Source organism: Nocardioides sp., from assembly GCF_035429765.1.
Taxonomy (GTDB): Bacteria; Actinomycetota; Actinomycetes; order Propionibacteriales; family Nocardioidaceae; genus Nocardioides.
Genome location: NZ_DAOMFK010000015.1, coordinates 20,086 through 32,969, shown reverse-complemented (window position 1 = coordinate 32,969; position 12,884 = coordinate 20,086). Strand labels below are relative to the sequence as shown.

The 12,884-nt window shown below is 72.7% G+C and carries 15 protein-coding genes; 6 read left to right on the top strand and 9 right to left on the bottom strand.

Annotation, left to right across the window (positions count from 1 at the left end):
* Positions 1-190: 190 nt before the first annotated feature.
* Genes PLP61_RS03160 through PLP61_RS03150 form a run of 3 tightly spaced genes read left to right on the top strand, consistent with a single transcriptional unit; the run spans position 191 to position 2,132 of the window.
* Positions 191-517, top strand: coding sequence for a DUF6457 domain-containing protein (locus tag PLP61_RS03160; RefSeq protein ID WP_324500287.1), 327 nt, complete (start codon positions 191-193; stop codon positions 515-517).
* 4 nt (positions 518-521) lie between these two features.
* Positions 522-1,493 carry an NAD(P)H-quinone oxidoreductase gene (locus tag PLP61_RS03155; RefSeq protein WP_324500286.1) on the top strand — a complete coding sequence of 324 codons (972 nt, stop codon included), beginning with the start codon at positions 522-524 and terminating at the stop codon, positions 1,491-1,493.
* A 30-nt stretch (positions 1,494-1,523) separates the two neighbouring features.
* Positions 1,524-2,132, top strand: coding sequence for a bacterial proteasome activator family protein (locus tag PLP61_RS03150; RefSeq protein ID WP_324500284.1), 609 nt, complete (start codon positions 1,524-1,526; stop codon positions 2,130-2,132).
* Positions 2,133-2,139: 7 nt separating this feature from the next.
* Here the strand turns inward: PLP61_RS03150 and PLP61_RS03145 are convergent, their stop codons facing one another.
* From PLP61_RS03145 to serS, 4 genes are read right to left on the bottom strand one after another with little or no spacing between them, the layout of a single operon-like run.
* A complete protein-coding gene (locus PLP61_RS03145) occupies positions 2,140-2,742 on the bottom strand; it encodes a hypothetical protein (RefSeq protein WP_324500283.1) in 603 nt (200 codons plus the stop codon).
* Between the two features lie 37 nt (positions 2,743-2,779).
* Positions 2,780-3,592, bottom strand: a complete 813-nt coding sequence (locus PLP61_RS03140; protein WP_324500282.1) for an HAD family hydrolase — start codon at positions 3,590-3,592, stop codon at positions 2,780-2,782.
* Positions 3,585-4,463: an HAD family hydrolase gene (locus PLP61_RS03135; protein ID WP_324500280.1), complete on the bottom strand. Its 879-nt coding sequence runs from the start codon at positions 4,461-4,463 to the stop codon at positions 3,585-3,587. Before PLP61_RS03135 ends, PLP61_RS03140 begins: the two co-directional genes overlap by 8 nt.
* A complete protein-coding gene (gene serS / locus PLP61_RS03130; RefSeq protein WP_324500278.1) occupies positions 4,456-5,745 on the bottom strand; it encodes a serine--tRNA ligase in 1,290 nt (429 codons plus the stop codon). Before serS ends, PLP61_RS03135 begins: the two co-directional genes overlap by 8 nt.
* Before the next feature lie 64 nt (positions 5,746-5,809).
* On the opposite strand from serS, the gene PLP61_RS03125 reads away from it, so the two are divergent.
* Entirely contained in the window at positions 5,810-7,384 is a 1,575-nt protein-coding gene (locus tag PLP61_RS03125; protein WP_324500276.1) for a bifunctional phosphatase PAP2/diacylglycerol kinase family protein, read from the top strand.
* 19 nt (positions 7,385-7,403) lie between these two features.
* Here the strand turns inward: PLP61_RS03125 and PLP61_RS03120 are convergent, their stop codons facing one another.
* Positions 7,404-7,808 carry a DUF4446 family protein gene (locus PLP61_RS03120; protein WP_324500274.1) on the bottom strand — a complete coding sequence of 135 codons (405 nt, stop codon included), beginning with the start codon at positions 7,806-7,808 and terminating at the stop codon, positions 7,404-7,406.
* Between the two features lie 40 nt (positions 7,809-7,848).
* Here PLP61_RS03120 and PLP61_RS03115 point away from each other — a divergent pair, with 40 nt between their 5' ends.
* Positions 7,849-8,703 (top strand): prephenate dehydratase, encoded by an 855-nt coding sequence (locus PLP61_RS03115; protein WP_324500272.1) that lies wholly within the window; start codon positions 7,849-7,851, stop codon positions 8,701-8,703.
* Between the two features lie 3 nt (positions 8,704-8,706).
* A complete protein-coding gene (locus PLP61_RS03110) occupies positions 8,707-9,303 on the top strand; it encodes a TMEM165/GDT1 family protein (protein ID WP_324500269.1) in 597 nt (198 codons plus the stop codon).
* A 145-nt stretch (positions 9,304-9,448) separates the two neighbouring features.
* On the opposite strand, the gene PLP61_RS03105 is transcribed toward PLP61_RS03110, so the two are convergent.
* Genes PLP61_RS03105 through PLP61_RS03090 form a run of 4 tightly spaced genes read right to left on the bottom strand, consistent with a single transcriptional unit; the run spans position 9,449 to position 12,854 of the window.
* Positions 9,449-10,384: a DUF5926 family protein gene (locus tag PLP61_RS03105; RefSeq protein WP_324500267.1), complete on the bottom strand. Its 936-nt coding sequence runs from the start codon at positions 10,382-10,384 to the stop codon at positions 9,449-9,451.
* Between the two features lie 11 nt (positions 10,385-10,395).
* Positions 10,396-11,175 carry a glycerophosphodiester phosphodiesterase gene (locus PLP61_RS03100; protein ID WP_324500265.1) on the bottom strand — a complete coding sequence of 260 codons (780 nt, stop codon included), beginning with the start codon at positions 11,173-11,175 and terminating at the stop codon, positions 10,396-10,398.
* Positions 11,176-11,208: 33 nt separating this feature from the next.
* Positions 11,209-11,391, bottom strand: coding sequence for a hypothetical protein (locus tag PLP61_RS03095; protein WP_324500263.1), 183 nt, complete (start codon positions 11,389-11,391; stop codon positions 11,209-11,211).
* 2 nt (positions 11,392-11,393) lie between these two features.
* The gene (locus tag PLP61_RS03090) at positions 11,394-12,854 is read right to left on the bottom strand and encodes an NAD(P)/FAD-dependent oxidoreductase (protein WP_324500261.1); all 1,461 of its coding nucleotides are present in this window, start codon (positions 12,852-12,854) and stop codon (positions 11,394-11,396) included.
* Positions 12,855-12,884: the final 30 nt, after the last annotated feature.

Sequence of the window (12,884 nt, the reverse complement as noted above, 5' to 3'; positions counted from 1 at the left end):
GCACCGGTTGCTCGCCACGCTGGACCTCGTCGACGTCCCCGCCCGGGGAGAGGAGGGTCGCGACGTCGACACGTGGGCCGACCTGGCCGACGGAGTCCCCCGGGCGCCTGTCACCGAGGACTGACGGTGTGACCGTGCTCATGCCGCCCCAGGACTTGCCTCCCGACGCGCCGGAGGCAATTCTGGCCCCGTGAACCTGCACGACTGGATCGATGAGCTCTGCGACGTGCTCGACCTGGACACCGAGGTGGACGAGGGGCTGATCCTGGACCTCGCCAAGAGCGCGGCCCACAACGTGGAGCGGCCTGCGGCGCCGATCACGGCGTACCTGCTCGGGTACGCCGCGGGTGCCACCGACGCCGACCCGGAGACCGTCGAGGCGCTGGCGGGGAGAGCGCAGGCGCTGGCCGAGGGATGGGACCGCCCCGCGGGCGCCCCGGACCCCGACGACGTGGACGACGAGGTTCCCGACGACAGCCAGGTGGACCACACCGGCGAGTCGTTCGACGAGGGGTGAGCGCGTGCTCGCCGTGACCGCCACCGAGCCCGGCGGTCCCGAGGTCCTGCGGCTCCAGGAGCGACCCGACCCCCGGCCCGGACCGCACGACGTGCTCGTCGAGGTGGCGGCGACCGCGGTGAACCGGGCCGACCTGCTGCAGCGCCGGGGCTTCTACCCGCCGCCTCCCGGGGCGTCGGACGTGCTCGGTCTGGAGTGCAGCGGGACCGTGGCGGACGTGGGCTCCGCGGTGACCGGCTGGCAGGTCGGGGACCGGGTGTGCGCGCTGCTGGCCGGCGGCGGGTACGCGACCCGGGTCGTGGTACCGGCCGGGCAGGTGATGCCGGTGCCCGGAGACCTCGACCTGGTCCGCGCCGCCGCTCTGCCCGAGGTCGCCTGCACGGTGTGGTCGAACGTGTTCATGGTCGCCGGGCTGCGTCCCGGGGAGGTGTTCCTGGTCCATGGCGGGGCCGGGGGCATCGGCACGTTCGCGATCCAGCTGGCGCACGCGCTGGGAGCCCGGGTCTTCGCCACCGCAGGCTCCCCCGAGAAGCTGGCGACCTGTGTCGCGCTCGGGGCCGAGCGGGCGATCAGCTACCGGGAGGAGGACTTCGTCGAGGTGGTGACAGGCGCCACCGACGGCGCCGACGTGATCTTGGACAACATGGGCGCGAAGTACCTCGCCCGCAACGTGGCCGCGCTCGCGCCCAACGGTCGACTGGTGGTCATCGGGCTGCAGGGAGGCGCTCGGGCCGAGCTCGACCTCGGGGCCCTGATGTCCAAACGGGCCGCGGTCGCGGCCACCACCCTGCGCGCCCGGCCGACCGAGGAGAAGGCGGCGGTGTGCCGGGGCGTGGTCGAGCACGTGTGGCCGCTCGTGGCCGACGGCGTCGTGCGTCCGGTGGTGCACACCGACATGCCGCTCACCGAGGTGGCCGCCGCGCACGCAGCCATGGAGGCCGGCGAGCACACCGGCAAGATCCTGCTCACGGTGTGACCCCTCGGGGGCAGCCTCTAAGGTGGAGCCATGACTGAGCAGCCTTCGCAGCCCGAGGGGTCCGAGACCGAGGACTCCGGCGAACGGGTCGTGGTGATCGGCCCCGACGGCCAGCCGATCGGCACCATCCCTGCCGAGATGGTGCGCGAGCTGGGCGCCGAGGAGCGCGAGGAGGACGAGGGCCAGCGTCAGCTCACCGACCTCGTGGAGCAGCCGGCGAAGGTGATGCGCATCGGCAGCATGATCCGCCAGCTCCTCGAGGAGGTGAAGGCGGCACCGCTGGACGAGGCCAGCCGCGCCCGCCTGAAGGAGATCCACCGCGCGTCCATCAAGGAGCTGGAGAGCGGGCTCGCGCCCGAGCTGGTGGAGGAGCTGGAGCGCCTCTCCCTGCCGTTCACCGACGAGGCCACCCCCAGCGAGGGGGAGCTGCGGATCGCTCAGGCCCAGCTCGTCGGCTGGCTCGAGGGCCTCTTCCACGGCATCCAGACCGCCATCTACGCCCAGCAGATCGCCGCGCGGGCCCAGCTCGAGCAGATGCGGCGCGCCCTGCCCGCCGGCATGCCGCACCCGGTGCAGGAGCCGTCGGGGTCCCCCACGCCCCCGCAGGTCCCGGGGAGCTCCGGCGGCATGTACCTGTGAGCAGCCGCTAGACCCGGCGGCGTACCAGCGCCAGGCCCAGCATCCCGACGATCACCAGGGCTGCGCCGGGAGCCACCAGCCGGCCCAGGGGCAGCGGGGCAGCCGCCCCCTCGTCGGTGAACTCCAGCGGGGGCGGCTCGACCACCGGCTCCACCAGCACCCGCGGCGGGCCCAGCACCCTCTCGAGCAGGGCGGTGTAGGCGTTGGTGGCCGGTCGGCTGCCCGCGCAGGTGTTGCCGACGAAGCGGGTGCCCCGGCCGTTGACGAAGAAGACCCAGGGCTCACCGGTCGGCACCCGGCCGAGCGAGCACCCTGGGGCCGACAGGTCGGCGGTGATGACCACGGGCGAGTCGCTCACGTCGCCCTGGTAGATCCGGTCGACCTCGGCGGTGTAGCGGAGCACCCGGTGCGCTCGGCCGCCCACACCGACGGTGGCCGGCACCGAGGCGGTCACCGTGGCGGTGAACACCGCGTCGGCCCGCTTCGCGTTCTGCCGCACCCCGTCCGCCGGGGACGCTGCCACCGACCCCGCCGCCGCGAGGAGGGCCGCCCCGCAGAGCGCCACCACCGCCAGCGCCCGTCGGGCGGGGGAGGTCAACGCGGCGTGCACCCGCCCACCCTACGGGTCACCGGCGACCCGAGCACGGTCACAGGTCGTAGAGCCGCTCCAGCGTGGCGGCCACCCCGTCCTCGTCGTTGCCGGGGGCCACCGCGCCGGCGGCCGCGCGCACCGATGGGTGGGCGTTCGCCACGGCGTACGACGTCCCCGCCCAGCGCAGCATCGGGAGGTCGTTGGGCATGTCGCCGAACGCCACCACCTCCGCCGGCGCCACCCCCAGCTCGGCGCACACCAGGGCCAGCGTGGAGGCCTTGGTCACGCCCGCGGCGCTGATCTCCAGCAGCGCGGTGGCAGAGGACCAGGTGATCACCGCCAGGTCGCCGACCACCGCCTCCGCGGCGTCCCAGAACACCTGTGCCGGGAGATCCTCGTGCCGGGCGAGCAGCTTGACCGCCGGCCGGTCGAGCAGCTGCTCGACGGTGCCGCGTCTGCTGCCCGGAGGGACCTGGTGCCGCTCCAGGAACGCCGGCTCCAGGGCGATCCCGTCCATGGTCTCGACCGCGAAAGTGCTGCCGGGGACGGCCCGCCGGATCCGGCGGCACACCTCCAGCCCCGTCGCCGGGTCCAGCAGCCGCTCACGGTGCACCGCGTGGGCCGGCACGTTCCACACCAGTGCCCCGTTGGCGACCACCGCGAGGCCGTGGTCGCCGACGTGCTCGAACACCTCGACCGCCCAGCGCAGCGGTCGACCGGTCACGAACACCACCGGCACGCCGCGCCGGTTCAGCCGCTCCAGGACCGTGCGGGTGCGGGTCGTGACACTGCCGTCGGAGTGGACCAGCGTGCCGTCCAGGTCGGTGGCGACCAGCCGGGGCGGTCCGACCGGCAGGCGGTCAGGCACCGGCCGCGCCGTCGACGGGGAACCAGCGGGCCAGCTCCTGGGCGGCGCCGTCCTCGTGGACCGTGCCGGTGACGTGGTCGGCCGCGGCCCGGACCTCCTCCACAGCCTGGCCCATCGCCACCCCGCGCCCGGCCCAGCGGAGCATCTCGATGTCGTTGCGGCCGTCGCCGATGGCCAGCGCCTCGTGAGCGGTGACGCCCAGCTCGTGGGCGACGTACTCCAGGCCGGAGGCCTTGGTCACCCCCAGCGGGGCGAGGTCCAGCCAGGCCGTCCAGCCGACGACGTAGTCCGTGCCGTGCAGGCCGAGCCGGGCGGCCAGGTCGATGAAGTCCTGGGCGGTGGCGGAGGGGTCGCGGATGATCACACGGCTGACGTGCTCCTCGATGAGCTCGTCGACGTCGGCGAGGATCATGTCCCCGGTGAGCTCCCCCTCGGGGAAGTGCCGGTTCACGCGGTAGCCGACCCCGCGCTCCTCGACGGCCACCAGCGCCTCCGGGTGGTGCTGCAGCACCGCCGACACGGCCGGGCGCGCGTCGAAGGTCTCCTCGTGGACGACCTCCAGCGGTGGGTAGCGGAAGACGACCGCTCCGTTGGAGGCGACCACCCACAGGGGTCCGGCGGCGTCGTCGAGCAGGCCGAGCCGGTCCGCGACCGGCGTCATCGCGTGGGGGGAACGGCCGCTGGCCAGCACGACGTGCGCGCCTGCGGCCTGGGCCCGGCGGACGGCGGACGCCACCGCCGGGGGCACCTCCTCGTGGGCCTGGGCACCGTCGACCCAGGTGAGCAGCGTGCCGTCGATGTCGAGGGCGACCAGCCGCGGGCGCCACCCGGAGGAGGCCGATTGGTCCCCGCGGCCGTGCTGCTCACCCACCGACCGGCTCCAGGACCTCGCAGCCCAGCCACGGCTGCAGCGCAGCCGGGACCCGCACCGACCCGTCGGCCTGCTGGTGGGTCTCCAGGACGGCGACGATCGCGCGGGTCATCGCGCACAGCGTGCCGTTGAGGGTGGCGATCGGGCGCACCTCGGTGCCGCCGTCCCCGGCCGGGAACCTGCCCCGGATGTCGAGCCGCCGGGTCTGGAAGTCGGTGCAGTTGGAGGTCGAGGTCAGCTCGCGGTACTTCCCCTGCGTGGGGATCCACGCCTCGCAGTCGAACTTCCGCTGTGCCGAGAGGCCGAGGTCCCCGGCGGCCACGTCGATCACCCGGTAGGCGAGCTCCAGCTTGTCGAGGAACTCCTTCTCCCAGGTCAGCAGCCTCGCGTGCTCGGCGTAGGAGTCCTCGAGGGTCGAGTAGACGAACATCTCCACCTTGTCGAACCAGTGCACCCGGATGATGCCCTTCGTGTCCTTGCCGTGCGATCCTGCCTCCTTCCGGAAGCAGGGGCTGAACGCGGCGTAACGACGCGGCAAAGAACCGGCGTCGAGGATCTCGTCGGAGTGGTACGCCGCCATGGGCACCTCGGAGGTGCCGACCAGGTAGAGGTCCTCGCCCTCGATCCGGTACACGTCGTCCGCGGCCTGGCCGAGGAAGCCGGTGCCGTCCATCGCCCGGGGCTTGACCAGCGACGGGGCGATCACCTGCGTGAAGCCCGCCTCCCACGCCTGCTCCATGGCGAGGTTGATCAGCGCGAGCTCCAGCCGGGCGCCGACCCCGGTGAGGAAGTAGAACCGGGCCCCCGACACCTTGGCCCCACGGTCCAGGTCGATCGCGCCGAGGAGCCGCCCCAGCTCGATGTGGTCGCGCGGCTCGAACCCCTCGGCGGCGAAGTCCCGTGGTGTGCCGACGGTCTCCAGCACCACGAAGTCGTCCTCGCCGCCTGCCGGAGCCTCCTCGGCGGCCACGTTGGGGATGGCCATCAGCGCCTGGCGCCAGCCCTCCACGGCCTCGCCCTGACGGGCCTCGGCCGCCTTCACCTCGGCGGCCAGCTCCCGGGTGCGCACCAGCAGCGCGGTCTTCTCCTCGCCCGCCGCCGTCGCCACCCGCCGGCCCAGCTGCTTCTGCTCGGCACGCAGCGCCTCGAAGGCGCCGATCGCCGACCGCCGGGCCTCGTCCGCGACGAGGGCCTGGTCCACGACGTCGGTGGACAGGCCACGCTTGGCCTGACCCGCGCGGACGCGGTCGGGGTCGTCACGGAGCAGGCGGGGATCGATCATGCGCGCAAGGCTATCCGCCGCCACCGGCGACGATCGACGCCCGCCGGCCAGGCATACTCGCTGCGTGCACGATCGCTCCCGCCGCGCCCTCGCCGCCTGGGCCGGGGTGTGCGCCCTCGCGCTGGTGGTGCTCGGCGTCCTGGTCACCCACGACCGCGCCCCCCTCGACGGACTGGACACCTGGGGTGAGCACGCGGAGGCCTGGGCGGACCGGCACGACTGGCTGTGGCACGTGCTCCGGGCGATCGAGGTCGGCTTCGGCACCGTCGGCGCTGCGATCCTGACTGCCGCGCTCGCCGTCTGGCTGCTGGTGCTCCACCAGCGTCGGGCGGCGGCGTACGCCGTCGGCGTGATGGTGGTGACCTCGCTGCTCACCACCGCCGTGAAGCTGTGGGTCGGGCGGGACCGTCCGCAGTGGCAGGACAGCCTGCACCTGCTGGAGTCGAAGTCCTTCCCGTCCGGCCACGCCTCGTCAGCCGCGGCGTACGCCGGCGTCCTCATCGTGCTCGCCCAGCTCTTCCTGCGGCGGGCCAGCACCCGGCGAGCGGTCACCCTCGTGGTGCTCTCGTTCTGGCTGCTGGTGTGCCTGGACCGGGTGCTGCTCGGGCGCCACTACCCGACCGACGTGATCGGCGGCTCACTGCTGGGCGCCAGCGTGGTGCTGGCCGGGCTGGCCGTGTTCGACCCCCGCCCACGCCGCATCGTGGAGACGACCGAGCCGCTGCCGGAGGTGTACACGTCGCAGCGCCGGCTGGCCGTCGTGCTCAACCCGGTCAAGGTCGACAGCGTGGGCCAGTTCCGGGCGCTGGTCTCGTCCCTGGCCAGCGAGGCGGGCTGGGGTGCCCCGTTGTGGTACTTCACGACGGTCGAGGACTCCGGCACCGGCATGGCCCACGACGCCGCCCTCGCCGGAGCCGACCTGGTGCTGGTCTGCGGCGGCGACGGCACGGTGCGCGAGGTGTGCGCCGAGCTGGCCGGCACGGGCATCCCGGTGGGGATCGTCCCGGCGGGGACCGGGAACCTGCTGGCCCGGAACCTGGAGATCCCGCTGTACCTGCGCGCGGCCCTGGACGTGGGGCTGAACGGCCAGGACCGGGCGATCGACCTGGTGGAGGTCAGCGGGGACGGCCTGGCGGACACGCACTTCATGGTGATGGCCGGCATGGGTTTCGACGCGGCGATCATGGAAGGCGTCAACGAGGACATCAAGAAGCGGGTGGGCTGGATCGCCTACGTGATCTCCGCGCTCAGGTCCTTGATGTTCCCCGCCCGGAGGGTCGACATCTCCGTCGACGGCGGCGAGTTCACCCGGCACTGGGCGCGCACCGTGGTGGTGGGCAACGTCGGCCACCTCCAGGCGGGGATGCCGCTGCTTCCGGACGCCGCGATCGACGACGGTCTTCTCGACGTGGTGGTGCTGCACCCCAAGAGCTTCTTCTCCTGGATCCCGCTGGCGGTGCGGGTGCTCACCAAGGGGCGGAGGACCGACGAGACCATCAACCGGATGACCGGCCGGACCGTGGTGCTGCGGTCGGTGTCGGACATCCCGCGGCAGCTGGACGGCGACTCGGTCGGCTCGGGCCGCGAGCTGCGGATGGAGTGCCTGCACGGCCGCGTGCTGGTCCGGGTCCCGCGCTGACCGGCGCGGCGGAGGCCTCCTACGGGCGTGCGGCGCCGACCGCCTGCGCCTCCTCGGGCGAGAGCTGCTGGCCGGTCCAGCCGGTGACGTTCTTGGCGTAGGTCCGCGCTTCGCTCCGACCGTTGATGGAGGTGAGCAGCACCCCGTCGCCGCGGTCGTCGAGGAGGGCCACCGACCAGGACAGCAGGCCGCCGGCGTCGGGGAAGGCGTCGTACCTGACGACGGCGACGTGACGGACGGCCAGCCGGGCCTCCGCCCGCAGGGCCGCCACCTCCTGGCGCAGCCCCAGCACGTCCTCCGGCACCACCTCGAGCTCCTCCGGGCCGACGGCCCGCCCCGGTCCGACGCGCCTCCACACGAGCGCGGCCAGGACCAGGGCGAGCACGGACAGCAGAAGCGCCAGCACGGCGAGCACGTCGGACATGGATGCGAGCCTAGGTCCTCAGGCATGGGAAAATGGGCCGGTGAGCCCGCGACGCATCGCCTACCAGGGAGAGCCCGGCGCCAACTCCCACCTCGTGTGCAAGCAGCACTACCCGGACTGGGAGGCGGTGCCGTGCCCGTCCTTCGAGGACGTCTTCTCCGCGGTGGAGAACGGTGAGGCGGACCTCGCGATGATCCCGATCGACAACTCGCTGGCCGGCCGGGTCAGCGACATCCACCACTTCCTGCCGCACTCGACCCTCCACATCATCGGTGAGCACTTCCTGCGCATCCAGTTCACGCTCATGGGCGTGCCGGGCTCGTCGCTGGAGACGATCAAGACGGTGCACAGCCACGTGCACGCGTTGGGACAGTGCCGCAAGGTGATCCGCGAGCTCCGGCTGCGCCCGGTGATCGCCGGCGACACCGCCGGCGCGGCTCGTGAGGTGGCGGAGGCCGGCGACGTGACGCAGGCCGCGATCGCCCCGCCGCTGGCCGCGGAGACCTACGGGCTGGTGATCCTGCGGGAGGAGGTGGAGGACGAGGAGCACAACACCACCCGGTTCGTCGTCCTCTCCCGGGACCTGGTGCAGGCCGAGCCCGGCAACGGCCCCGTGGTGACCTCGTTCATCTTCCACGTGCGCAACCTCCCCGCGGCGCTCTACAAGGCGCTGGGCGGCTTCGCCACCAACGGGGTGAACATGACCAAGCTCGAGAGCTACATGGTCGGTGGCCAGTTCTCGGCGACCCAGTTCCTCGCCGAGGTCGACGGCCACCCCGAGGACCTGCCGGTCAAGCGGGCGCTCGAGGAGCTGCGGTTCTTCACCACCGACGTGAAGATCCTCGGGGTCTACCCCGCCGCCCCCGAGCGACGCATCCACCTCGGCGCCGAGTAGCAGGTGGACCCTGCCGTCGCCGGGCTCGCCTTCGTGGCCATCTTCCTCGTCGAGCTGCCCGACAAGACCTTCCTCGCCACGCTGGTGCTCTCCACGCGGTACCGGCCGGTCCTGGTCTGGCTCGGGGTGGGCCTGGCGTTCGCCCTGCAGACCGGGATCGCCGTGCTGCTGGGGAAGGTCGCCTCGCTGCTGCCCACCACCGCCGTCCAGCTGCTGGCGCTCACCTTGTTCCTGATCGGTGCCGTGGTGCTGTTCCGCGAGGGCCGCAGCCACCACTCCGCCGCCGAGGACGGGGAGGAGTACGCCGCCAAGGCCGGCGACGTGCACGGGGCGAAGGTGGTCCTGGCCAGCTTCCTGGTGCTCTTCGCCGCCGAGTGGGGGGACCTGTCGCAGCTGCTGACCCTCACGATGGTGGCGAAGTACCACGACCCCGTGAGCGTCTTCGTGGGGGCGCTCTCGGCGCTGCTGGTGGTCAGCGGGCTCGCGGTGGTGCTGGGCAGTGCCCTGCTCCGCTGGATCCCGCTCCACGTGCTGCACTACGCGGGGGCGGCGATCTGCCTGGTGCTCGCCGGGGTCACCGCGACCGAGATCCTCACCTGAGGCCGGAGGCTCGGTACGCAGAGAGCCCGGCCGTTGCTGACGGGGGATGCAACAACGGCCGGGCGATTCGGAATCTACGCCCTCGGCGGAGAGGCTGACAACTGGAACCGCCGCCCCCATGGCGTGTCGCAGGTGAAATCCTCGGTCACCGGATCGTCAGCTGCCGGTTCGCCAGCCCCGAGCGGGCCGCACGCTCGTCCTGGGTGAGCGGGGAGCCGTCGGCCAGAGCCTCCTGCAGCGTCTTCGCGAACTCCTCCGCCGGGCCCTGCAGCGCGTCGGCGCCCGTGCCGGGCGCCAGGTCCCACACGGGGGCCAGCAGCCCGTGGGCGCGGAACATGCCCACCAGCCGAGACCCCGGGACGAGCCGGTCCCGGCCGGCGGCGTGCAACCGCGACAGCGCGTCGAGCAGGTCCTGCTCGGGCTCGGGCATCACCCAGCGCAGGTGCTCCTTGGCGCCCATGTCGGTCCAGTACGCCGCGCCGACCCCGTGCAGCCGGGTGGTGGGCGTGGCGGCCGCGTTGGCCTGCTCCAGCGCCGCCTCCAGGGCCGGGGTCTGCTCGGCGACGTCGGCCAGCCAGAACCCGAAGCCGTCGTGCACGGTCACCTCGAGACCGTCCCCGACGACCAGGTCCTGCAGCCGGGGCCCTTCCCCCGGCGGGTCGGTGAGGCCGACCACCCCCGCGTCGGCGTCCAGCGCCTTGACCAGCACCGCGGCCAGGTCGCGGGCGGGGTCACCGAACTGGTGCTGCACCTGCAGGCCCAGCCAGATCGCCCCGCTCTCACGCACCATGGCCGGGGCCGCACCCGGCAGCAGCGAGCAGAGCAGCACCGACCGGTCGGAGTCCCGCAGCGTGAGCGGGGCGCTGGCGGCAGGCACCAGCTCGCGCATCGCGACCACGTCGCACTCCGAGGGCAGCCCGGCGAACGGGCGGCTGACGAAGGCACTCGCCCCTCCCCCGGGGGCCCCGTGGCAGGCCTTGTACCGGCGGCCCGACCCGCAGGGGCAGGGCTGCCGCGGGGCGACGCCTGCCGGCGCGGCCGAGGCGTGGTCGCGGGCCTTGGCACGAGAACGCTTTCCCATGGTGGACGAACCTATCGGCCCAGCAGCTGCAGCATGAACGCCGGCCGGTCGGTGATCACCGCCGAGACCCCGAGCTCCAGGCAGGTCTCCAGCTGTGCCTCGGTGTTGACCGTCCACACGTGCAGCGCCTGACCACGGTTGGCGAGGCGCCGGGCGAGCTTGCGGTGCGTCTCGAGGAGGTCGATGCCCGGTCCGAGGATCCAGTCGGCGGGTACGACGTTCTGCAGCATCGTCCAGGTCGACTTCTTCTCCACCAGCATCACCAGTTCCAGGCCCGGGGTGAGCTTCTGCATGCGCTGCAGCGCGGTGAACGAGAAGCTCATCACCCGCACGGGGGAGCCGGACCGGTGCCAGCCGAACTCGCGCAGCAGCTCGGCCAGCCGCCGCTCGACCAGGCCGGAGAAACGGGTCGGGTGCTTGGTCTCGACGGCGACCCGGACGGGTCGGTCGTAGTCGGCGACGGTCTCGAGGAGCTTGCGGAGGGTCAGCACCCGGACCAGCTCGGCGTCCAGGTCCGGCGCCTCGTCGTCCAGCTCCGCCCAGGGGTTCTTCCAGGAGGCGAAGTCCAGCTGGTTCAGCTCCGCCAGCTCCATGGTGGACACGATGCCCTCGTGGGAGGCGGTACGCCGCAGGTCACGGTCGTGCACGCAGACCAGGTGACCGTCGGCGGTCAGCCTGACGTCGCACTCCAGGGCGTCGGCCCCGGCCTCCAACGCCTTGCGGTAGGCGTTCAGGGTGTGTTCGGCGTTGTCGTGGCTCGCACCGCGGTGCGCGACCACCTCCGGGCTCATGGGCACCCATTGTGGACCAGTGCGGCCCGTGCGTCAGTCGCCCTTGACGAGGATCTTCAGCATCCGGGCGTTGAACACGGCGTACCGGACGGCCTGGACCGCCAGGTTCTTGCGCCGGCGCAGGGTCCGCTCCGTCGGCAGAGGCGCCTTGGAGAGGTCGGCGACCGGCTGGTCGGCGTCGCCGCGTGGGGCGGGGAAGGCGGGTGAGGTGCTCATGGTCACTCCGGGATGAACTGCCAGCCGAGGCGGGCCTTGGCCTTGTGCAGGAACAGGTGGTGCAGGGTGAGCTTGACCCAGTGGCCGCTGAGGCCGATCTCGCCCTTGGTGTGGGCCAGGTCGCGGCCCGTGGGGTACCGGCGGTAGTCGGGCACCACCGGCATCATCGTCATCGACGCGGCCGAGCCGGTGCGCAGCCCGGTGCCCGCGGAGGCGACGCACGCGGCGGCCATGTGCGCCATGGAGGCCCGGTGCGCCGGCGCGTCCTCGCCCTGGGTGATCCGGTCCACGATCGTGCGGGCCACGGTCTTTCCCATCACACCGGAGGGCATCCCCGTGCGCGGCGGGGCCGGGGAGATGACCGTCCCGTTCGGGCTGGTGCGCGGCCGGGAGATCGGGTGCGGCGGGGCGAAGGCGATCCCGACCGCGAACACGCGGGGGTAGCCCGGGACCTGGTAGGTCTCCGGCCAGTCCTCCGGACCCCACTCCTCGTAGCTCGAGGGGGTGTAGTTCGCGTCGACCTTCATGAAGCCGCTGGGGGCGAACAGGTCGGCGGTGAGGTCGTTCCCGCTCGCGTCGTACGCCGCCAGTCCGACCCCGCCGAAGGGAGGCAGCAGCATCGCGAAGTCGAACCCCAGCCGGTGGCTGCTCCCGTCGAGGGTCTCGTAGTGGACCAGCCCCTCCTCGACCCGGGACACATGAGCACCGAGGATCGCCTCCACACCCCGCTCGCGGAACAACGAGGCGGTCCAGGTCTCGCTGGAGGTCTGGAAGCCCTGGTCCTCGAAGGTCATGCCGTCGACCCCGAAGTCGCCGAGGCGGGCCTCGTTGCTGAGGTAGATCAGGCGAGCCAGGTCACGCACCCCCGCGGACCGCAGCTCGTGGTCGACGTTGAAGACGTACTCGAAGGCGGCACCTTCGCAGGTGCAGGTGCCGTGCCCGGTGCCGACCACGAGCGTCTGCGGCTGTCCCGCCTTGAGTCGCTCGATCGTCTCCGCCAACGCCCGGGCGGCGTCGATCGCGTGGTCGGCCGTGCACACCGACACGGTGTGACCGTCGGGGCCGAGGCCCTCGGTCGCCTCGAAGCGCAGCCGCGGTCCGGTGGCGTTGACGAGGTAGTCGTACCGGAGGCGTTCCTGCTCGCCGTCCCTGCCCTGCCCGGTGTAGACGATGTCGACGGCGCCACGCGCGTCGGTGTCGTCGCCCTCCGGCCACAGGGCGACCGCCTTGGCCTGGCGGAACACGATCCCCTTCTTGCGGTAGACGGGCTCGAGGGGGAAGACCACGTCCGATCGGTCCATGCGCCCCACCCCCACCCAGATGTTGGAGGGGATCCAGTTCCAGTGCGAGTTGGGCGAGACCACCGTGACGGTGTGCTCGCCCTTCTTGCCCAGCAGGCGCCTCAGGTGGAGCGCGGCGGTGTGACCCGCGATGCCTGCGCCGAGAACGACCACGTCGGCCATGGCCTGACCCCTTTCGTCGTGACCTATACC